Source organism: Thermogemmatispora tikiterensis (assembly GCF_003268475.1).
GTDB classification, from domain to species: domain Bacteria; phylum Chloroflexota; class Ktedonobacteria; order Ktedonobacterales; family Ktedonobacteraceae; genus Thermogemmatispora; species Thermogemmatispora tikiterensis.
This window is the reverse complement of record NZ_MCIF01000002.1, coordinates 5,472,860-5,493,875: the sequence shown is the minus strand read 5'-3', so window position 1 is coordinate 5,493,875 and position 21,016 is coordinate 5,472,860. Positions and strand designations below refer to the sequence as shown.

At 60.9% G+C, this 21,016-nt stretch carries 18 protein-coding genes and 1 riboswitch; of the genes, 3 read left to right on the top strand and 15 right to left on the bottom strand.

The features are described 5' to 3' along the window. Positions 1–183: 183 nt before the first annotated feature. Both A4R35_RS21945 and A4R35_RS21940 read right to left on the bottom strand, forming a co-directional pair. A complete protein-coding gene (locus A4R35_RS21945) occupies positions 184–2,106 on the bottom strand; it encodes an ABC transporter ATP-binding protein (RefSeq protein ID WP_112433253.1) in 1,923 nt (640 codons plus the stop codon). Then, positions 2,103–4,031, bottom strand: a complete 1,929-nt coding sequence (locus tag A4R35_RS21940) for an ABC transporter ATP-binding protein (RefSeq protein WP_112433251.1) — start codon at positions 4,029–4,031, stop codon at positions 2,103–2,105. The genes A4R35_RS21945 and A4R35_RS21940 overlap by 4 nt, the downstream gene beginning before the upstream one ends. A gap of 329 nt (positions 4,032–4,360) precedes the next feature. Between A4R35_RS21940 and A4R35_RS21935 the strand changes: the two genes are divergently transcribed. Further along, on the top strand, positions 4,361–5,374 hold the full coding sequence (locus A4R35_RS21935) for a helix-turn-helix transcriptional regulator (protein ID WP_112433249.1): 1,014 nt from the start codon (positions 4,361–4,363) through the stop codon (positions 5,372–5,374). Positions 5,375–5,434: 60 nt separating this feature from the next. Here A4R35_RS21935 and A4R35_RS21930 read toward each other — a convergent pair whose 3' ends face one another. Together A4R35_RS21930 and A4R35_RS21925 are read right to left on the bottom strand one after the other, a co-directional pair. Next, on the bottom strand, positions 5,435–6,067 hold the full coding sequence (locus A4R35_RS21930) for an RNA polymerase sigma factor (protein ID WP_112433247.1): 633 nt from the start codon (positions 6,065–6,067) through the stop codon (positions 5,435–5,437). Between the two features lie 207 nt (positions 6,068–6,274). Then, positions 6,275–6,616: a hypothetical protein gene (locus tag A4R35_RS21925; RefSeq protein WP_112433245.1), complete on the bottom strand. Its 342-nt coding sequence runs from the start codon at positions 6,614–6,616 to the stop codon at positions 6,275–6,277. Positions 6,617–6,996: 380 nt separating this feature from the next. Here A4R35_RS21925 and A4R35_RS21920 point away from each other — a divergent pair, with 380 nt between their 5' ends. Then, positions 6,997–8,757, top strand: a complete 1,761-nt coding sequence (locus tag A4R35_RS21920) for a bifunctional lysylphosphatidylglycerol flippase/synthetase MprF (RefSeq protein WP_112433243.1) — start codon at positions 6,997–6,999, stop codon at positions 8,755–8,757. Between the two features lie 185 nt (positions 8,758–8,942). On the opposite strand, the gene A4R35_RS21915 is transcribed toward A4R35_RS21920, so the two are convergent. Continuing rightward, positions 8,943–9,854 (bottom strand): cytochrome c oxidase assembly protein, encoded by a 912-nt coding sequence (locus A4R35_RS21915; protein WP_112433241.1) that lies wholly within the window; start codon positions 9,852–9,854, stop codon positions 8,943–8,945. A gap of 214 nt (positions 9,855–10,068) precedes the next feature. On the opposite strand from A4R35_RS21915, the gene thiL reads away from it, so the two are divergent. Beyond that, positions 10,069–11,112: a thiamine-phosphate kinase gene (gene thiL, locus A4R35_RS21910; RefSeq protein WP_112433239.1), complete on the top strand. Its 1,044-nt coding sequence runs from the start codon at positions 10,069–10,071 to the stop codon at positions 11,110–11,112. On the opposite strand, the gene thiE is transcribed toward thiL, so the two are convergent. The 10 genes from thiE to A4R35_RS21865 form a co-directional block, all read right to left on the bottom strand. Next, positions 11,109–11,807, bottom strand: coding sequence for a thiamine phosphate synthase (gene thiE, locus A4R35_RS21905; RefSeq protein WP_112433237.1), 699 nt, complete (start codon positions 11,805–11,807; stop codon positions 11,109–11,111). The genes thiL and thiE overlap by 4 nt on opposite strands. Then, positions 11,807–12,646: a hydroxyethylthiazole kinase gene (gene thiM, locus A4R35_RS21900; RefSeq protein ID WP_112433235.1), complete on the bottom strand. Its 840-nt coding sequence runs from the start codon at positions 12,644–12,646 to the stop codon at positions 11,807–11,809. The genes thiE and thiM overlap by 1 nt, the downstream gene beginning before the upstream one ends. Further along, complete coding sequence (thiD, locus tag A4R35_RS21895; protein WP_112433233.1) at positions 12,643–13,464, bottom strand: bifunctional hydroxymethylpyrimidine kinase/phosphomethylpyrimidine kinase; 822 nt, start codon at positions 13,462–13,464, stop codon at positions 12,643–12,645. Before thiD ends, thiM begins: the two co-directional genes overlap by 4 nt. A 69-nt stretch (positions 13,465–13,533) precedes the next feature. Beyond that, positions 13,534–14,238, bottom strand: a complete 705-nt coding sequence (tenA, locus tag A4R35_RS21890; RefSeq protein ID WP_112433231.1) for a thiaminase II — start codon at positions 14,236–14,238, stop codon at positions 13,534–13,536. A 121-nt stretch (positions 14,239–14,359) separates the two neighbouring features. Then, a riboswitch (TPP riboswitch) is annotated at positions 14,360–14,477 on the bottom strand. A 262-nt stretch (positions 14,478–14,739) separates the two neighbouring features. Next, on the bottom strand, positions 14,740–15,084 hold the full coding sequence (locus A4R35_RS21885; RefSeq protein WP_112433229.1) for a phospholipase: 345 nt from the start codon (positions 15,082–15,084) through the stop codon (positions 14,740–14,742). A 221-nt stretch (positions 15,085–15,305) separates the two neighbouring features. Further along, complete coding sequence (locus A4R35_RS21880; protein WP_112433227.1) at positions 15,306–16,667, bottom strand: DUF4331 domain-containing protein; 1,362 nt, start codon at positions 16,665–16,667, stop codon at positions 15,306–15,308. A 40-nt stretch (positions 16,668–16,707) separates the two neighbouring features. Further along, the gene (locus tag A4R35_RS21875) at positions 16,708–17,016 is read right to left on the bottom strand and encodes a twin-arginine translocation signal domain-containing protein (RefSeq protein ID WP_189362173.1); all 309 of its coding nucleotides are present in this window, start codon (positions 17,014–17,016) and stop codon (positions 16,708–16,710) included. 361 nt (positions 17,017–17,377) lie between these two features. Beyond that, positions 17,378–17,533, bottom strand: a complete 156-nt coding sequence (locus A4R35_RS24435; protein ID WP_189362171.1) for a hypothetical protein — start codon at positions 17,531–17,533, stop codon at positions 17,378–17,380. A 60-nt stretch (positions 17,534–17,593) separates the two neighbouring features. Further along, positions 17,594–17,983 (bottom strand): TetR-like C-terminal domain-containing protein, encoded by a 390-nt coding sequence (locus A4R35_RS21870; RefSeq protein ID WP_189362169.1) that lies wholly within the window; start codon positions 17,981–17,983, stop codon positions 17,594–17,596. Positions 17,984–18,445: 462 nt separating this feature from the next. Beyond that, on the bottom strand, positions 18,446–20,983 hold the full coding sequence (locus A4R35_RS21865) for a DNA gyrase/topoisomerase IV subunit A (protein WP_112433221.1): 2,538 nt from the start codon (positions 20,981–20,983) through the stop codon (positions 18,446–18,448). Positions 20,984–21,016: the final 33 nt, after the last annotated feature.

Below are 21,016 nucleotides of genomic sequence, written 5' to 3'. Positions count from 1 at the left end.
TGGGCGATGGCGGTCCTGCACATCCCGGGCAGGCCACGCTACCACCTGACAACCATCCTATCTATGATTGATGATAAGAAGCTCTCCCCCGCTCTGTCAAGCCGAGATGAGCAGCACAGCTCCCGGCTCAGACCTTCTTTACTCGTTACACAGCTTTCACCCGCCTTATCTATCTATCTCGCTTTAGGAAACAACCCATTCCTGCAGCCGATCTGGCTCGTCTTGCCCGGCGGATTCGCTCGCCTCACTGCCTGTGGCCTCGCGAAAGCCCATTGCATAGAGCCTGGCATAGACCCCGTTACGGGCCAGTAATTCTTCGTGCCTGCCCTGTTCGACCACCTGGCCTTGCTGGAGCACGACGATCAGGTCAGCGTTCTTGATCGTTGAGAGGCGATGAGCGATCACAATGGCCGTACGCCCCTGCAGCAGGCGCTGGAGTCCTTGTTGCACGATCAGCTCGGTCACAGTATCGATATTGGCAGTGGCTTCGTCGAGAATCAGAATGCGCGGATCAGCCAGCAGCGCCCGCGCGAAAGAGATCAGCTGCCGCTGACCCATGCTCAGGTTGCGCCCACGCTCGCGAATCGGCGTCTCGTAGCCCTGGGGAAGACGTTCGACCAGGTCGTGCAGGCCCACGGCCCGCGCCGCCGCTATGACCTCTTCATCACTGGCCTCCAACCGACCGTAGCGGATGTTCTCCTTGACTGTCCCCGTAAAGAGAAAGGGGTCCTGCGGTACAACCCCGATCTGCTGGCGTAGCGAGCGCTGGGTGACGTCGCGCACATCATAGCCATCGATCAGGACAGCTCCCCCCTGGACATCGTAGAAGCGGGTGACCAGGCCCGCGATGGTCGTCTTGCCGGCTCCCGTCGGCCCGACAATGGCCACGGTCTGCCCAGGCTTGATGTGCAGGTTCAGCCCGCGCAGCACTGTGTAGCGGGGCGTGTAACCAAAGGTGACGTTGCGAAATTCAATCTCGCCCCGAATCGGCGGCAGTTCAGCGGCTCCCGGCCTGTCTTTGATCTCCACCGGGATGGAGAGGATCTGATAAATGCGCTCGGCAGCCACAGCAGCACGCTGGAGCTGGGTGTACTGCATACTTAGCTCCCGAATGGGATCAAAGAAACGGTTAATGTACAGGGTAAAGGCCACGAGCACGCCGACCTGCAGAGTGCCACGCGCGACCTCCATGCCGCCGTAAACCACTACCAGGGCAATGGCGATGGCCGCTACAACCTCGACCAGCGGGAGCACCAGCGAGGAAATACGGTTCGCTTCCAGGTTGGTATCGCGATTGTAGGCATTGAGCTCGTCGAATTCGCTGCGGTTGCGTCCTTCTCGTGCCAGGCTCTGAATCACGCGCATGCCTGAGATATTCTCTTGCAGCGTGGCATTGACGAGCGAGATGGCCGCTCGCGTGCGCCGGAAGGAGCGCTCGGCGTGACGCGACCAGAAGGCCGCGATGATAAACATGACCGGCAGTACGGCGAAGGAGAGCAGGGCCAGCCAGGCGTTCATGGCAATCATTGCCCCAATAATGCCTACGAGGGCCACCAGCGAGCCTAGAATGGAGAGCAGTCCCGAGCTGAGCATGCTCTCCAGCACGTCAATGTCGCTCTGCAGGCGGGACATGACGCGCCCGATCTGGGTACGGTCGTAAAAGCTCAGCGAAAGCTGCTGTAGATGGTTGAACATGTCAGAGCTGAGCAGATAGAGCACTTGCTGCCCCGCCCAGGACATGGTCCAGATCTGCCAGTATTGGGCCTGCCACATCACAACGTTGACCAGCAGGAGCAGCAGACAGATCAGGGCCAGACCCCCCAGGTCGGCACGGGTGATGAAGTTGTCAATAGCTACCCCAATTAGATAGGGATTGGCGAGATTGGTCGCGGTGTAGATGAGCATCAACAGGACGCTCAGGGCGGTCAGGCCCTTGTAGCGGGCGAGGTAGACACCAAAGAGGCGAATGGAGCGCCAGTCAAAGCGGCGCGTCTCGCTTTCATCGGCACTGGCCAGCGTATTCTCTTCCCACAAGAGGCGCCGCCGCTGCTCTAAATAAGAGCGACTGCGCTGGTGTCTCTCGGCTTTCTGCCGCTGATCCGTCATCTCTTCCCTCCTCTCTGTTGACAACAGCCTTCCTTCTCCGTCTCGACCTGAGAGTCCCTTTTCGCTTCGGCTTGATTCGCTCTCTGTTCCTGATCGATGCGCTGATGCCGGTATCGTTCCTCAAATTCTTCTTGCTCACGTAGCTGCAGGTCGTAGAGACGGCGGTAGAGGCCGTTGCGCGCCAGGAGGCTTTCGTGCGTGCCGCGTTCGACAATGCGACCGCGATCAAGGATGAGAATCTGATGGGCATGCTTGATGGTGCGCAGGCGCGAGGCCACGACGAATGTCGTGCGTCCACGCATGACCGCCTCCAGAGCCTGCTGAATCAGATATTCGGTCTCCATGTCGACGCTGGAGGTTGAGTCGTCCAGGATAAGGATGCGCGGATTGAGGAGCAGGGTGCGCGCGATGGCGATGCGTTGCTTCTGCCCTCCCGAGAGGGTCACACCGCGCTCGCCCACCCAGGTATCGTAGCCATTGGGCAAGCGGCAGATGAAGTCATGGATGCGGGCGATTTTGGCTGCGGCAATGATCTGCTCCTCGCTGACCTCCTCGACGCCATAGGCAATGTTTTCGCGCAGTGTGGCATTGAAGAGAAAGACGTCTTGTAGGACCAGCCCTACTGAGCGCCGCAGCGAGGCGAGCGCGATTTCGCGCACGTCGTGGCCATCGATAGTAATGCGCCCCGCGCTGACATCATAGAAGCGCGGAAGCAGGTGTAACAGGGTGCTCTTGCCAGCCCCAGTGGCTCCGAGGATGGCAATGACCTCTCCTGGCCTGGCTTCGATCGAAATATCGTGTAGCACCTCCTGCCCGCCCGCATAGGCAAAGGAGACATGTTCGTAACGCACATGGCCATGCACCTCTCGCAGCTCACGCGCTCCAGGAGCATCGGTAATGGCGGGAGAGGTGTCGAGAATCTCGAAGATGCGCGCTGCAGAAGAGATGCCCCGCATGAACCAGGTCACCATAAAGCCCAGGGTGCGCGTCGGCGTGCCCAGCACGAGTACATACTGCGTCACGGCGACCAGCGTGCCCAGGCTCAGCTGACGCCCGATCACGGCTACTCCCCCTACCCAGACGAGCAGTACTGTGATCAGGTTGAGAACGAGGACCATCAAGGGCTGATTCCAGGCCGAGAGGCGCATGGCCTCCAGATTCAGCTCGCGCAGCTTGCGATTCTGTCGGTCGTATTTCTCGACTTCGAAAGGCTCGCGCGCAAAGGATTTGACAACGCGCATGCCGCTCAAGCTCTCCTGCATAATGGTGCCAAGTACCCCGTTCTCTTGCTGGACCTTCTCCCAGAGCGGGCGCAGTCGCTTGCCCACCTGCACGGCAAGCAGCATCAAGAGAGGCACACTGATGAGCGTAATGAGAGCAAGAAAGATGTCGAGCTGGAGCAGGATAATGGCAACAGCGCCAAAGGTGACAATCGCGACTAGGGCGCGCAGTAACCCCAAGGGAATAAAGTTGCGCACCCCTTCAATGTCAACGGTCAGACGCGACATGAGCTGTCCCGTCTCGGCGTCGTCGTGGAAGGAGAAGTCGAGTCGCTGCAGATGATCATAGACCTGGTTGCGCAGGTCATAGGCGACATGATAGGAAACGGCTTGCGAGAGATAGCTCTGGCCATAGGAAAAGAGGCCACGCAGCGCACTGATGAGCAGGATGGCACCCGCAGCTAGCAAGAGGCTGTGAAACTGCCCCCCACGAATGCCCACGTCGATGACCCAGGCCAGTAACCAGGGGACGACGAGGGCCGCGATAGTGGCCAGGACCATCGAGATGACTGCCCCCAATGAGGCTAGCCAGTAGGGTCGCAGGAGACTGATGATCCGTTTACAGATGCGCCAGTTGCTTCTCCACCACCCAATATCGATAGAAAAGAATGTTTTAGGCATCGATTCGGCGACGATCGCAGACATGAGAAGTGTTCCTTTCCGGCAGGCATTGACAGCAACAGGCGAGGATTTCTCTCGGACAGACCCGACAAGGGGCTGCTCCGTCTATCGGGAGACTTGGGTGTTCCTCCAGGAACAGTCTAGGCACCTATAGCTGACAGCAAGGTGTCAGTCTTTCACTCAATCGGGAGGCAGGCTGCGAAATTCGCTGCGCCAGGGGAGAAGCCTGGCCATCTCAGCGCTCGCCTATAGGCCCGGAAGAAAAGAGCAGATAGTGTGTAGAGCGGCACAATTGCGCAGCGTGTTCCGTAGTATCCCTTGTCTTTTCAGTAGGATCGTTCCATACTAGAAGTATGCAGAAGATAGAGCGCTTGCTGGCGATTACTCTGCTCCTGCAAACACGCGGGAAGATGACGGCTCAACGTCTGGCGAGCATTCTGGGAGTCTCAGCACGCACCATCTATCGTGACATCGATGCCCTTTCGCTTGCTCATGTCCCCATTGCGATGGATTACGGCCCGGGCGGCGGCTACTATCTTGCAGATCACTACCACTTCGATGCGACCGTCTTTACACGCGAGGAAGCGGTCTCGCTGGTGCTCGGCGTGGATATGGCCGGCAATTATAGCCTCTTTGCCGACGACGATGGTCTGCACCGGGCACTCTTTAAGCTGGAGGCCGCACTGCCGGAGGAGTACCGCGCCGATATCCAGGCAGCGCGCGAGCATATCTTGTTCGATACCACGGCCTGGGAGGACGATGGGACAACAGGCGCGTTTTTGGAACGTATTCGTCACGCTGTGCTGACGGGGCACCGCCTCGACCTGCTTTATCCCTGGACAACCCGCCAGGCCATGCCCGCTCTGCGCTGGCTACGGGTTGATCCCTACGGCCTGGTCTATAAAGGTCTGACTTCGCGCCAGGTGCGCACCGGGGTCTGGTACCTGGTAGCCTTCTGCCATGCGAGTCAGCAGGTTGAGACTTTCCGCGTTGGCTATATTCAGGATCTGCGTGTTCGCCAGGAGCGGATTCAGCCACCACCGAATTTTGATTTGCAAATCTATTGGAAGGAGACACGGCACCATCTAGCCGAACAGGAGCAGCCGCTGACGGCGACCTTGCGCGTCAAGGCCGCGGCGCGCCATCGCTTGCGTGGCAACTATACGGTGCTGCGGGAAGAGGCAGATGGCAGTGTGCTGATACGTGTGCAACAGGAGTCGCTGCAGGAGGCTGTCGCCTATGTGCTCTCGCTTGGCAGCGAGGCCGTGGTGCTGAGTCCGGCGCGTCTGCGTGCGGCGGTGCTAACCACAGCAGAGCGTATCGCTGCGCTCTATCGTGAGGAGGTGAAGGACGCTTCGAATTTCTAGAGCGGCTGGGTGGGCTGACGTCCTGCCCTCCTGCCTGGCAGGCCGCTTCCTTCTGGCCTGTCAGGAGGGGGTCCCGGCTCGCACCTGTCCGGTGAGGGAAGCGCGCAAGAGAGGCTTGGAGCGCTGGAAATAGGTTTTGGCGGTGGCTTCGGGCATGCTGAGCGCCTGCCCGATCTCGGCAAAGCTCAACTGGGCTGTGTAACGCAGCAGCACAACAGCCCGAAAACGGGGCGGCAGGCTGTCAATGGCTTCCAGGAGCAGTCGCTGGAGATCATGGCGTTCAGCCAACTCATCGGGTAGGGGACGTCCGTCCGCAATGCTCTCAACGGCGACAGGTAGCTCTTCTCCTTCCTCTCCCCCACCCTCCAGCTCGGAGAAGGTTACTGCTCGCTTCCTTCTCAGCTCGTCAAGACAGCGGTTGCGCGCGACTTGAAAGAGCCAGGGTTTGAGAGGGACGCTCAAATGGAGGCCGGGCAGCGAGAGGTAGAGCTGGAGCAAGACTTGCTGTAAAATATCACAGGCCTGATCGTAGTCACCTAGAAAGTGGCAAATGAAGCTGAAGAGCGGACCGCTGTAGCGCTGGACAAGCGCTTCAAAGGCGCTCTCGTCTCCCTCCAGGGCACGCTGGGCAAGATGTCCATCGCTTCCACGCTTTCCTCGCCAGGGGCTTTCCTGTTGCTGATCTATTTGCATACACCGTTGCCTCGCTTTCGTTCTTCCTGCTAAACAGGGTAGCGTCTTCTGCCGGGGATGACAAGCGCAGCAGCGGCAGATAAGCTCCGCTGTAGGCTTTTCTAAGCAGAAACTAACCTTTGCCAGCTCAGCTTATCGACGCAGGCCGCGTCTGTCGGGCCAGGCCCTTCTCGCTACCCTCGATCCGATCAGCAGCTCTGGTCACGGCTAGCAACGCTCGCGCTTCTCTCTCGCCTGCCCATCACGGCGCTCCGGTGCCAGTTCGGTGAGTAGAGAGGCCAGCTCGGGTAAGCGCGGCTCGTCGAGGGCAATATCAGCCCCCGCCGGATAGGCCTTTAAGACGGCGAGCAGTACGAGGGCTAGAGCCTCATTGTCCAGACGCAACTGCTGCGCTTCGCTCGCGTCGCTGTCTCCATCGCGGTAGCGGAGATAGCCCAGCCGCTGCTCGTAGCGTTCAAGCCGATCGAGCAGATGGATCAGACTCCACTGCAGGGTCAGGCCGTCCCGCTTCGCCGCCTGAACCAGCTTGTTGAGGAGTGAGAAGTTCATATTCCCTCCTTTCTATTCACTTCTTTGGCCGCTTCCTTCATGATAATCCTTCTTTTATGCAGTATATTCTTAATCAGCATCTGATGCAAGCAATCAGCCAGCTCCACTGCAGGCCGATCCGCCCGGGAAGAGCTTTCCAGGCGGGCCGACCCTCCAGAACTCCTAGCCATCGCAACTTTTCTACCTGTTTCTACGTCTAACTCTAGCAGAAAGAGAAGAAGAACCTGAAAGGAGTGAGCCGACTCTCCTGGGAAAAGATATCTCCAGGCGCCTTTCAGGTAGCTTATCGCTGGACCGCATGGAAGCGGCCTGCATTGTTTCTTTGACAGAACAGGCAACTTGATCGCTCAGTATAGAAGGGAAGTTGAAGAAGAAATTCCATGCTAGGGGTTGTTTTTTCTCGCAGCGTTGCTGCACATCAACAGCTTCGCCGCCTGAGCCGCCTGGGGATCGTCGTGGTGATCGGTCTGGTGGGATTGGTGGATATGCTTTCTCTGTTTATGCCTGCCCTGGCAGCCTGGGATATCCTCCCCAATGCCTGGCTAGGCGCGCTGGCTGTCTCTCACCCGCACGCCCATCCTTTGACCGCGGTGGTAGGCTTCTTTCTGCTGATGCTCTCTTATGGTTTGGCGCGCGGTAAGCGCCAGGCCTGGCTGATGACCTTGCTCTTGTTAGTGCTCTCAGCCCTATTGCTCTACCATCCCAGGGCCGGTTTGCCGCTCCCTTCTCTCCTCGTTCTGACGTTGGCTGCCCTGCTGGGCTGCTGCTCTCCCCTCTTCCAGGCTCGCAGTGACCCTCCTTCGATCTTTCGCGGCTATGTGGTGCTGGCCCTGGGCCTGGGCATCGTCTTTTTCTACACGCTTGGCGGCTTCTTAACGCTCTACAGCGATTTCGAGCCATTGATCGACCGCTGGGGTCTGGAGACGGTCCTTTTGGGACTGTTGAGCCGGGCCCATCTCCATTTTCCACGTGGGACCCCGGCTTTTCTTTTTGCACGTGCGCTCCCGCTACTGTGTATGAGTGCCGTGGGTTATGGGATGTGGCAGATTTTTCGCCCGGTGGCGGCGGCTTTGCTCTCGCAGACCGAGGAACGCCAGCGCGTTGAGGAACTGGTCCGCCTCTACGGTCAGAATTCGATTTCTTATCACTTGCTGGTCGGTGAAAAGTCTTTTTTCTTCGCGGATTCGGGTCGGTCAGTGATCGGTTTTGTGCTCCAGGGGACGACGGCGGTGGTGGCCGGTGATCCCGTAGGACCAGAGGCCGAGCTGCCGGGACTGATCCGCCAGTTTCTGGCTTTCTGCGAGCTTCAGGATTGGACTCCGGTCTTCTGGCAGGTGCGTGCCGAGCTGGCTCCTTATTATCGCGCCGCTGGTCTGCATCTGCTGAAGATTGGTGAGGATGCCATCGTTGAGCTGCCTTCCTTTTCGCTCCAGGGTAGTGCAATGGCGAATCTGCGGACGAGCGCCCGTCGTGCTGAGAAGGCCGGGCTAACAGTGGTTTTCTACGAGGGGCGTGTGACCTCCTCTGAGCATGTGACGCAAATGGCTCGTATCTCCCGCGAGTGGCTCCAGCAAAAGGGCGGCACAGAAATGGGCTTCAGTATGAGCCGTTTCCATCCGTTCGAGACATCTCCTCAGCTCTATGCGCTGGCCATCGATCAAGAGCAAACAGTCCACGCCTTTGTCTCGTTTGTCCCGATCTACGGGCGCCGTGGCTGGGCCTTGGATTTGATGCGTCGCTCATCTCAAGCGGTTCCTGGTACGATGGAGCTGCTGCTGACCCGCTCACTCTTTTTCCTGAAGGAGCAGGGGGCAGAGGTGGTAAGCCTGGGGCTGGCTCCCTTAAGCAATTGCAATCAGGAGGAGGATGAGACGCTGCTGGCGGCGAGCATCAGTTTTCTGACGGGCCGCCTCTCCGGCCTGACAGGTGGCCCTTCACTCCTGGCCTTTAAGAAGAAGTTTCAGCCGCGCTGGGAAAGTCGTTATCTGGTCTATCCGGAGACGCTGAGCCTGCCCAAGGTTGGCCTGGCGCTCTACCGCGTCCACCAGCATGATGGTTCGCTGGTGCTGGCTCTTCTGCGTTCGCTACGCCCACGGCTGCGCCCGCAAGGGGTGCCAGCGCTGAAACGTGGTAGCGCCTGAGTGCCCCCTTTCACTTTCGTCCGCCTCCTTTCAGGCGACCGACTCTGGAAGAAACAGCCAAAGGGCCGCGGAGCGCTTAGCCATCTGAGGCTGGTTGAGGACAGGCTCCGATCTTCGTCAGTCAGTCTGTCTGTCGGTCTGTCTGCCCTCAACCAGTCGGTTGCCAGAGAGCATGCTTTTCGCAGTCACTCCGAGCGCGGTGAGCCGGGAGAAGGCGCTGTTTGCCGGTCTTCTGACAATGCTCGCTGTTGCTCTTCTGCCTCCAGCGCCTGCTGAAGCTGCTGATCGCGCACCCTGGCTTTCTCTTCAAGCACAGCCAGCCAGCGAAAGAAGAGAGGCGTCATGACGAGCAGGTCCACAAGGCCTGGCACAAGTAACATGGCCCCAGCGGCCTCCTGATCGCTGAGTGGAGCAATAAGCGGATGCGGCTGCTGGGCGTAGATAGGGTAGAAGAGGGTCCCCGAGAAGACAAGCAGGAAGGCAAAGATGTCAATCGGTTGCCCATCGAGAAAGGCGTAGAGCATCTGGGCCGGGTAGCTGAGGCGCAGCTTTTCATCTGTGGGGCCGAGCAATGGCCACCAGTTGAGTAAGGCCAGCGGCAGCAGGATCACCAGGGCGAGATCATAGAGGAACGCTTGCTCGCTGATCGCGAGGTAAAGCGGCGGCAGATGCCAGAGGAGGAAGAGGCCGTTGTAGAGTATGGAGGCCGGCAAGGGGCGGGTCAGCCAGCGAAGGAGTGCAGGCCCGTTGACCCTGGCCTGATCCTCGCTCACCTGGAGCCGCTTGGCCAGGGCAGTCGGCAGGGCGAGCAGGAGCAGGGGGGCGCAGATAGTGCTCAGGACAATCACCTGGAGCATGTGCATGAGAAAGAGCTGACTACGCGCCAGATGATCAATGGGGGTCACCAGGACCGCGAGCATGGCGCCAATGGCCCCGAGGAAGGCTAGCAGGCGCCAGCGTGCCTGACCGGGGCGCTCCCCCGCCTGGGGCTGCCGCAGCTCTCGCCAGAGGGGCGGCAGATAGCTCAGGCAGAGAAGCAGCGCCGCAATGATTGCAGGAATGTGGACCTGCCCGAGAAGGCTGATGATCGTTTGCATGGGCTGTTTCTCCGTGCGGTAAGACTGGAAGATAGCATACGCTGTTCTCTACCAGAGACTATAGCGCACCCTGGCTAGAGGGAGCGCCCGCGCGTTTTCTCTTCCTTGCTGCGGCCCGGCTGCCCGGCGGGCCTGCGCTGTCCTCGTTTGGAGAACAAGGAAGGAGCGACAGACAAGTGATAGACAGAGAGAAGCCTGGAGGTACTGCCAAGCGATGTCTGCAGGGACCTGGAGCGAATTTGAGTTAATTGCCCGTCTGACAGCCGGCTTGCCCTCGCGCGAGGAGGTTGTGGTTGGCATTGGAGATGACTGCGCCGTCCTCGATACTGGCGGTCCACGGCTCTTGCTGCTGACCTGTGACAGCCAGGTCGAAGGGGTGCATTTTACGCTGCACACCTCCTCGCCACAGGAGATCGGGCGGAAGGCGTTGGCCATCAACCTCAGTGATATTGCGGCGATGGGTGGTGAGCCGCGCTACGCCCTGGTCTCCCTGCATATTCCGCGTCGGTGCCCGCTGGAGGTCCTGGAAGGAATCTACAGCGGCCTGCGCCAGGAAGCGGCCGCCGCTCAGACGTTGATCATTGGCGGCAACGTCAGCGGCACTGGAGCCGCGGAGACACTGGCAATCGATATCACCTTACTTGGAGAGAGCGAGCGTGGGCGGGTGCTGACGCGTGCTGGCGCTCGCGTTGGCGATACCATTTTCGTGACCGGTTATCCAGGTGACTCGGCGGCTGGTCTACATTCACTGCTCTATCCAGACCATCCTTATCCTCCGACGGCCTGCGAGCGGCTGCGCGCCGTCCATCGCGTGCCACGACCTCGCCTGGCCGAGGGACGCCTGTTGAGCCAGCTCGGCCCGCAGATTGTGACGGCCCTCATCGATGTGAGCGATGGCCTGAGCGGCGACCTGGGCCATATCTGTGAGCGCAGCGGCGTGGGAGCTAGCATCGAGGTGGCTCGTTTGCCCCTCTCCACGGAGCTGCAAGCTCTGGCCGCGACCCTGGGGCGCGATCCGCTGGCCTGGGCGCTGCACGGTGGCGAGGATTATGAGCTGCTCTTTACGGTCGCTCCGGGCTACGAAGAGCGCGTACAAGCGCGTTTCGCCGCGGCAGGGGCGGCTCCCATCACCCCCATTGGCCAGATTACGGAGGCCGCTCGCGGCCTCCGTCTGCGCTGGCCAGATGGACGCGAGGAGCCGCTATCAGTACAGAGCTGGGATCATTTCACGACGCCCGGCCAGGCCAGGCCTACCTAGGTCGCTTCCCCGGTCAGACCAGCCGCGGCCCGCGCCACCCTGACCTGCTCGGCAATAGCTTGCGCTGCCGCGGTGATGTCCTCGGCAGCGACAACGGAGGTGATGACGGCGACACCACAGGCGCCCGCCGCAATCACCTCCGGCGTGTTGGCCGCCGTAATCCCGCCAATCGCCACCAGCGGCACTTGATAGCGGGCACTGATAGCTTGCAGGAGCGCGGGACCGGTGGCCGGGCCGGCATCGGCCTTGCCGCGCGTCGGATAGATCGGGCCGACTCCCAGGTAGTCCGCCCCGGCGGCTACCGCCTGCTCGGCCTCTGCGAGGTTACCTGCCGAAACGCCGAGGATGCGCCCGGGACCTAGCAGCTTGCGAGCCAGCGCCACGGGCATGTCGTCCTGCCCTACGTGAGCGCCGTCGGCCTCGATCGCCAGCGCCACATCAACACGGTCGTTGACAATCAGCAAGGCACCGTGATGACGGGTCAGCTCGCGCAGCGCCAGGCCCTCCTCAACCAGGGTGCGCGTTGTCGCCTGCTTATCGCGCAGTTGGATAATGGTGGCCCCGCCAGCTAAGGCCGCCGCGGCCATGGTCTGCATATCGCGCCCCCGCGACCACTCGCGGTCGGTGAGGACATGCAACGCCAGACGCGGAATCAACTCCTCGCGCTTCCAGCCACAGGGCAATAGCTCCACCATCAGGCGATCACTCTCACTTTCTGTCCACGACGAATGGTCTCCTCGTCAAGAGCGGCGATGGCATCGATCAGATGGGAGCGGAAGGTGCCGGGGCCCGCCGCCTTCTGGGCAGCCAGCTCGCCGGCCAGGCCGAGGGTAACAAGAGCAGCGATGCTGGCCTTCCAGGCATCCGGCTCCACGGCGAGGAAGGCCGCCACCAGAGTAGTAGCCATACAGCCGCTGCCGGTAATGCTGGCCAGCAAGGGATGACCGTTCTCGACGTAGGCCAGGCGCCGACCATCGCTGATGACGTCGCGCGCTCCAGTGATCGTTACACAGCAGCCGAACTGGCGCGCCGCCCGCTGGGCGACGCTTTCCCGCTCCTCGGACAACGAGATCGACTCGACGCCGCGCGTTTCGCCCTCCACACCCAGTAAGGCCCCGATCTCGGAGGCGTTGCCGCGCAGAGCCATGATGTGCAGCTCTCGCAGCAGGCGGAGAGCGCTTTCGGTGCGCAGGCGTGTGGCCCCGGCGCCGACGGGATCGAGGACAATGGGGATCTGCCGCTCATTCGCTTGTCGGCCAGCCAGGAGCATGGCCTCGATCTGCTCAGGCACAAGGGTTCCGATGTTGAGCACCAGGGCGCTGGCGAGGCGGACCATCTCTTCCACTTCTTCGCGCGCATGGGCCATGACGGGCAAGGCCCCGATGGCGAGTGTTACGTTGGCGGTGTCGTTCATCACCACCATGTTGGTGATATGATGCACCAGGGGCTTGCGGGCGCGAATGATCCCCACCAGGGATGCCAGCCCTTCTAGCTTTCCCAGGCCAGTATTGTTGTCTTCTTGCTGCTGATTCATCGTGTCTGTGCCTCTTTGCTCTGCCTCCATTGCCAGAAGTGCTCGGTGGGTCCGTGACCGTGACCGAGACCTGGGGCATGCCGGATAGCTTCGGTCACATAGCGCTTGGCCTCAGCTACTGCCTCGGCAACAGAGAGCCCGTGCGCCAGGAAGGCGGCAATGGCAGCCGAGAAGGTGCAGCCGGTGCCGTGGGTATGACGGGTCTCAATGCGCTCGGCGCGCAATTCACTGAAGCCGGTTCCATCAAAGTAGACATCGATCGGGGCATCCAGACGGTGCCCGCCTTTGACAACGACGTGGCGCGCTCCGCGATCGTGGATAGCCCGGGCCGCCTCACGCATCTCCTCCAGCGTCTCGATATGCCGTCCGGTCAGCATCTCAGCCTCCGGCAGATTGGGCGTTACCACCTCCGCCAGAGGTAGCAAGACACCGCGCAGGGCCGCAACCGCCTCGGGCCGCAGCAGCGGGTCTCCACTTTTGGCAGCCATCACTGGATCAACAACCAGTCGCAGTTTCCAGCGAGCGACGCTGCGGGCGACTGCTTCAATAATGGGGGCAGTAGCGAGCATGCCAGTCTTGGCAGCATCGGCTCCGATGTCTTCGAGCACCGCGTCGATCTGGGCCTCAACTAGCTCCGGTGGCAGTTCGAAAGCGGCCCGCACCCCCAGGGTGTTCTGGGCCGTGATGGCCGTGATGGCTGAGAGACCGTAGACCTCCAGGGCGGCGAAGGTCTTGAGATCGGCCTGAATGCCGGCCCCCGCGGACGAATCCGAGCCAGCGATGGTTAACGCCCGCGGGTGTCGCTGCTCTTCACTCATGCTCTTCCTCGCTCTTCTGTTATCTCGATGACATTACCAGTCCCTGGCAATATTCCCTGCCCTGGGCGATCAGGCCAGCCATTGCTCTTGTCGCCAGGCCATTTCCCAAAAGAGCCATTCATAGCAGGTGCTGATGCGAAAAATCTCGTAGAGACGGGCAATGGCTGCCGCCGAGAGGCGCTCAGCGTGCAGATCCAGACGTTCGCGCAGCCAGCGCCCCACGGCATCGAATTCGGGATCGGCATAGGTACGTAGCCAATCGGCATAAGGATGACCAGGGGCAGGCGGCCTGTTGCCCGTGAGATGCGTGCCTACCTCGGCGTAGATCCAGGCACAGGGCAGCATGGAGGTGATGATCTCGGGGAGAGAGCCAGTGGTAGCGATCGTCAGAAGATGGCGGGTATAGGCGTAGTTGGTGGGCGCCATCGGCGTGGCGGCCATCTGCTCAGGCGTCAAGCCAAAGCGCTCGCCGTAACGGCGGTGCAGATCCTGCTCGACCACGAGGGTGTTGAGCAGCAGACGACCAAATTGCTCGATCTCGGCATGATCCTCGCTCCGTGTCGCCGCATAGGCGAAACATTTCGCCAGCACGTCCAGAAAGAGGGCATCTTGCCGGATATAGAACTCGAAATTGGCGCGCGGCAGGGAGCCGTCGCCGAGGGCGACAACAAAGGGATGTTGCAACTGGCGCTGCCACAGGGGCAGGACGCTCTCACGCAGACGAGCGGAGAGACTGCCGCCTGCAGATGTGGCTGGCCTTTCAGCGGCAGACATAATGACCTGACCTCCACAAAGCGGATCAAGCGCGGGGAGAGCGTTCAGGCCAGGAATCGCCGATTGCAGGATGAATGAAGGGGAAGCAGAAAACTATGACAGCTGCTGACGAGGTCACAGTTTTCTCAATCACCCGCGTTCCCTTCGCTGGCATTACCCAGATCAGGTTGGTTCAGGGTCCCCCACACACTCCGGTGGTGTTCTCAGCCTGGCTGCACCAAGCTCCCCTAGCGAGTACAGCGGCGCTACACGACAGGACGATCGAGCACATCAAACGGAGCGTGGCTGTAGCGCCTGTTTCTCCTGCCTGCGCTCCACTCCTGCTAGCTGGCTGAGGCCGACCAGCTCTTTTGCCTGGGGAGACGACGGGCGGAGAGGGTAATCGCCGCAGCACCGATCGTCCTGACGCTTCCATCGCCAATTATAGCTAACGCGCAGTGAAAGCGCAATGCCGCCTCGTGGTTGCAGCGGTGGCAGAGTACCCGGCCTCTTATGCTGGCTTCAGTGGCCTGTGCTCGCCTGTCGAGGCTGCCGCCAATCGACTTCGTTGACGCAGCCCCCCTTGATGGCTACCGTGCCCGCCGCCTGGCCATCGAGGTTCCACAAGGTATAGACGCCGGCAGGCAGAGCCGCAAAAACGGCAGCGAAGAGCTGCTTGCCGTTGAAATGTCGCTCTAATACCGCCGTGTGGGTACGTCGCTGCGGCTCGTGCACGGGACTTACCTCGATCTCTTTGCCACGCAGCTCGGGGCCAGTATAGAGGACCAGGGCCCCGACTTCGCCGCCAATTTCCAGAACCACGGGTTCACTGTGAACACGCTCAAAAAAAGACTGACTTTCCTCCATCTCTTCTCTCCATCCCTCCCATCATCATTGCTGTGGTGGGCCTGTCACCAGTTACTGCGCTGGCAGTGCTGCACGGTAGACCAGCAGGACGAGCCAGGCGCCTGACTCGGCTGGGCCATGAGGGCAGCCTGGCTGCTGGCACTGGACAAGATGGGCGGCCAGCCATGCTCGGCGCCCGGCAGGCTGACCGGGGCCTCTCCCAGGCTGGACCGCCCTGGCCTTCAGCTCGCCGGAACATCAAAGCCACTCTTGGGCGTGGCTAAGTAAGGAAAGTGCTTGAGGTAGTTGGTGCGCGGAGGAACGCCTCCGGTGAGCTTGGAGACGGCGGCATCGGGCGTATAGTTATGATCGATGAGCGGATAGGTGGCCCCCGCCACAGCCCGCAGTTCAATGGTCACCACGTCGTCGAAGACGCGCCGCCCATTGGGGAAACCAGCCAGGTCGCCGCCGAGAATACCGAAGATGTTCGGCTTGCTGGAGGGCGGAATGGCTACGTTCAGCCGTAGCAGGTCAGCAGGCTTCGAGCCGGTGAAGTTCTGGAAGCCGTCAATGAGGCCGGCGGGGATTCCCGTGAGCAGAATGGCAACCAGGTCAGCGCGCGGCGCCGTCAACGCCTGCAGGTGCGGGAAGACGCCGGGGTAGAGTACAGGCAGCAGGCGCGCTACTTCTGGATGCTCGACGTACTTGACGAAGGCAGCGTCATCTTTGGGAGCCAGGCGATTCCAGAGGTTCTTCTGGCCTAGCGGGACAATGACCTCGTTGAAGAGAGGGTTGCCCAGGCGTGAGACCTGCACCCAAGGCCCCGTATGGGCAGGCTCTTGCTCATGGTCGTGCAGAGTCACCTTCTGGCGGCTGGCTGAGGCCCAAACCCCGATGACCGAGCGCGGATTTTTGTGATCGGCAGCGGCATAGCCCTCACGCGTCAGGCTGGATTTGGGCACCTGCAGGGCGATACTGTGAACGTTGAGATCTTTGGTAGCATCAACCCCCGGCTGTGGAGGTCGCGGGAAGAGATGCAGATTCTGCAACGGGCGAATGTCGAGCAGATCGAAAATAGCCCCCAGGTCCACGTAGAAACCTTCGTTGCGCTGACCAGCGAAGACCTGACCGCCGCCCGGCAGCTGATGAATAGCTGCTTTGGCCAGTTCCTCATAGTGGGGTGTTGAGAGTGGTCCAATGTTGCAAGGCGGACAGGCCAGGTGCCGCCCCAATACTTTGCTGGTACCGTCCTCTTCGAGGCGCGTCACCGTGTAGAACTGACGCCGGTTCCAGTTAGGGCTGTCGAGCGCAGTGATCGGTCCAGTATTGTAGAGAAAGGTATCGGGGTTGCGTACCTCCGTCTCAAAGCGAAATTGATAGGTAATATCGGCCAGGGCGTCGCCGTCGTTGTCGATGTGGATCTCATAGAGGACATCATCGCCAAATTCATAAAAGTTAGGGCCTCCGGCTGGCTCCTGGAGCGGAATGTAGTTGGCGATCAGGGTAACTGTCTCCGGCCTGTCTGGGCTGACAAAGGCATAGACGTCAGTGTTGTCAGCAACCGGATCTTTGGCAATCTCTGGAGCTTCGCGATGGGATGACATTGACCTTACCTCTCCTTCCCCTGCCACATGCAGGCGATGATCATGGCCGTGCAACCCTCTTGAGGAGGTGAGCAACCAGGCGTGGATCGCGATAGGTGATTTCGCGTGTGCCGGTGAGAATACTGACTTCTCCTGTGCTACGTTGACGCACATGCAGCACCAGAGGCTCGTCGTTCGCCGGGGCGGATGCCAGGTCGGCATACGTCATCCGCCCCGCTCCTGCAGTACTTGCCCCTGCTGACTGCGCTTCAACTGGCTTTGCCACAGCAAAAGCCCCCACCAGGGCGCTTCCGGCGGCCACGCCGACGGAGGTTCGCTTGAGGAAACTGCGCCTTGTCATTCGCGGCATGATTCTATCTCCTCGTTTTGCCTTGATAATCCGTTTAGTTCGACCACATGGCACCTGATCCCCATGACTCGCTATTACCATAAGGATCAGGAAAATCTCTTATAACCGCTTGGCCAGTGCAGCCGTCCGGTCTTTACCCCCAGTATAGCGAGGCGCAGAATTCATCTCCATCAAGCAAGGGCCTTTTACGAGTGCTGCAAGACTCACCGGGAAGAGCAAGCCATACCACGAGCTTCCAAACTGCCTCACACCTTCAGCAGAGCGGAGGTCAAGCGAGCCGCTGACAGGTCAGCGCAGGCCGCTTGCTTCTCGTCAGCCCAGGCGGCGCCAAAGCGTTGGCAGCGGAGCGGGTGCCCACCAGCTAGAGCGACATGCCGGCACAGAGGCGTTCGCTGAGGACTGGCAGCCAGCGCTCCAGGAGGAATAGCAGGCGCAGCGGCATAGTGAAAGCCCGCTGCCGCTGGCCGGCGGCGATCGCCCGCAGCAGCAGCTCAAAGAGGAGCGTCCAGAGCATCATCGCGACATCTCGTTAACGTTGTTAATAAAGAGAACTAAGTTCACCGTACTTCAAAAAAAATTAGGACGAGGGAGCCTGTTTCCAGGCACGCAGCAGATCGTGTACCGCCCGTTTCAGAAGTAACTGAGCGCGAGGTGGGCCACCGTAGATCAGGAAGGCAAGCGCCAGGCTTACCAGGCCATGCAGAGCGGACCAGAGGATATCGACGGCGTCATCCAGATCGCGCAAGGCCACGGCTTGGGCCTCGCTCCAGCTTGCCAGAGCCGACCGCACCAGGGCAAAGGTGGCCTTAGCCTCCTTAATATCATGCTGCCCCTGATGCAGGCTAAACATCAACTCATAGAGCGTCTGATTGCGCCAGACGAAACTCCAGTAGGCAGAGGCAATCTGGAGTAGTCGCTCCTCTGGGTCCTCCTCCTCAGCAGCGGCCTGGCGTAGCTCCTCCAACAAGCGCGCGAAGCCCTGCACCAGCAGCGTTTCGAGAATAGCCTCCTTATCTTCGAAGTATTTATAGAGCGCGGAGGGACTATATCGATGCGCTCAGCCACTCGACGCATGGTGACAGCCTGCCAGCCCTCCTGAGCGGCAATCACCAGAGCCGCCTCCAGCATTGCCTGCCGCATGGCCTCGCGTTCGCGCTCCCGCCGCTCTTTGCTGCCCACACTGCGCCTCCCCTTCCGGCTTTCTCCAAAGGGAGTAAACTAAGTTCACCAAAAAGTCATGTGTTCTGCGAAGAGAGGACCCCGCCAGGCATTGCCCCAGGAAAGCGGCTCAGCCAAGCCCGCAGAGGCAATGTCTGGCGTCAAGGCCAGCCTCCAGCTAACACTGGAAGCGCAGTCCGGTCCCCCTCTTCATGCGTTCATGCGGGGGCAAGCCCCTGGTCCTGGCCTTGCCTTCGCCAGCCTGGCAGCTTCAGCTATCGAGAGCACGCGGCAACAAGACCGCTGCCAGCAGGCGGCCCTCAACCAGGCGCTGTGCAGCTCCAGTGCGGCCCAGCAAGGGGATCTCTTGAGCGTACAGCACCAGTGTTTGCTCGCCTTTGCTCGCGCCCTCTGGGCGCCAGATGAAGAGTAGCTGATCCGTGGGCTGGACCAGGAGCGTCGTCAGCAGATGATCGCCCGGAACAAGCGCCAGAGTGCTCACGCCAGCCGTTGCCCGCCCACGCAAGGGCAGATCTTCCACAGGTACTCGCTTAGCATAGCCCTGTTCGCTCAGGACCAGCAAAGCCACGGTCGGAGCGGCCACTCTGTCAGCTTGCTCACTCTGCCGGGCGTCCTCTGCTGGCAGCCCTTGCGGCTGCCCCAGATAGCAGGCGCTCACCAGGCGAGAGCCGGCAGCCAGGGTCATGGCCATCACGCCCTGACCTGCGCGGCCCTGGGCGCGCAGACTCTCATCGGCAAAGCGCAGGGTCTGGCCGCTCTCGCTACTGACCAGATACTCGCCACCCGCCCTGACCAGCAGGGCCACTGCCACCGCGTCACCCTCCGCCAGCTTCATATCTTGCAAGCCTTCCTCATCCACTGTGCGATACTCGCTCAGCGGCGACTTCTTCACCTTCCCCTGGCGGCTGAAGGTCACCAGATAGCGATCCTCCTCGTGCGCCTCCAGAGTGAAAAGCGCTACCAGCTCCTCATCAGGATTGAGGGCCAGCAAGCGAGCCAGCGGCTCACCACGGGCCGAGCGCGTCGCCTGTGGCAGGCGAAAAGCCGGCAGTTGGAAGACGCGCCCGCTGGAGGCGACGCAGAGCACAGCATCCTGAGAGTAGCCTGCCAGGATCTGACGCAGCTGTTCGTCGCCACGTACCGGCCCATAGCGCTCCGTCGGACGCGATCCATAGGCGCCAGGTGGCAGAGCCTTAACCGTGGCCGCCCGCGTCAGCACCAGCGTCAGAGGCGTTCGCTCATACAGTGGCAACACCTCGCGCACCGGCTCATCGACACGTGCCTGGGCATCAATGACCGTGCGGCGCGCATCGCCAAAGCGGCGGATCAACTGCTGCATCTCTTTCTTGAGCAGCGCCACCAGCGCCCGTCGATCGCTCAAGAGATGCTCCAGCTCGGCCACCCGCGTCAGCAGCTCTTCGCGTTCACGGGCATACTTCTGGGCGTCCAGGCGCGTCACCTGAGAGAGCGTCATCCCAGCGATCACCTCCGACTGAGCTGCCGTCAGTTTGTAGCGCTCCTCGATGGCCCGGCGCGCCGCCGCGCGATCCTCGGCCTGTTGGAAGAGGCGCACGATCTCCTGAGCGTTGGCCGCTCCTATAATCAGGCCCTCTAAGACGTGCAAGCGCTCGCGGGCCTTGCGCAGCTGAAACTGTGCGCGACGCGTCAGCACATCCACCTGATGGGCATTCCAATAGTTGAGCAGCTCCAGCATGCCCACCTGGCGCGGCTGGCGGGCCGGCTGCATCGGCTCCCCAAAAAGAAAGACCATTTGGAAGGAGAGCGAAACTTGCAGATCGGTCTCCTGATAGAGCTGCGTCAGCACGCGCGCTGGATCAGCATCTTTCCGCAGGTCGAGGACAATGCGCGTGCCCTTCTCGGCATCGCTCTCATCGCGCACATCTGGCAGCAGCCCCTCAACGCGGCCCGCATTGATGGCCTCAGCGATGGAGACCTTCACCCGATCGCGCCCCACAGGCGGAATCTGCACGATGACCAGTGAGCGACTACGCGGCGTCTCCTCAAGTCGCACCTCAGCGCGGATCACAATGCGACCCTTGCCCGTAGTAAAGTAGTCGCGAATGCCATCGAGGCCGATTACGCGCCCACCTTGAGGAAAGTCCGGCCCCTGGATGATGCTCATCAGCTGCTCAACGCTCATCTCGGGCTGGTCGAGCAGAGCGATACAGGCCCGCAAGACCTCGGCCAGGTTATGGGGTGGAATATTGGTCGCCAGCCCGACGGCGATGCCGCTAGACGGGTTAATCACAGGCGGGAGGCGCCCCGGTAAGTAATCTGGCTCCAGGACCTTCGGGTCCTGCTTATAGGTTGGGTGCAGGGGCACTGTCTCACATTCCAGATCGGCCATCAGCGCCTCGGCCAGTGGCGAGAGACGCATCTCTGTATAGCGATAGGCGGCGGGCGCATCGCCATCCTCGCTGCCCATATTGCCCTGGCCTTCGATCAAGGGATAGCGCATAGTAAAAGGCTGAGCCAGGCGCACAGCGGCCTCATAGACCGAGGCATCGCCGTGAGGATGGTAGTTGCCCAGAATCAGCCCTACTACCTCGGCGCTCTTCACTGTGGGGCGATCGGAGCGATAGCCGGCCTCGCGCATCCCTGTCAGAATACGGCGCTGCACCGGCTTGAGGCCATCGCGGGCATCCGGCAGGGCACGATCGGTCACCACCGACAGCCCATAAGTGGCGAAGGCGCGCGCCAGTAGCACCGCAAAGTCTTCTTCGCGAATCGTTCCCTGCTCAACCGAACGATCAGACATGCGTGCCATTCGTCTTCCTATCCTTTGCTCTGTCTCCGTCAT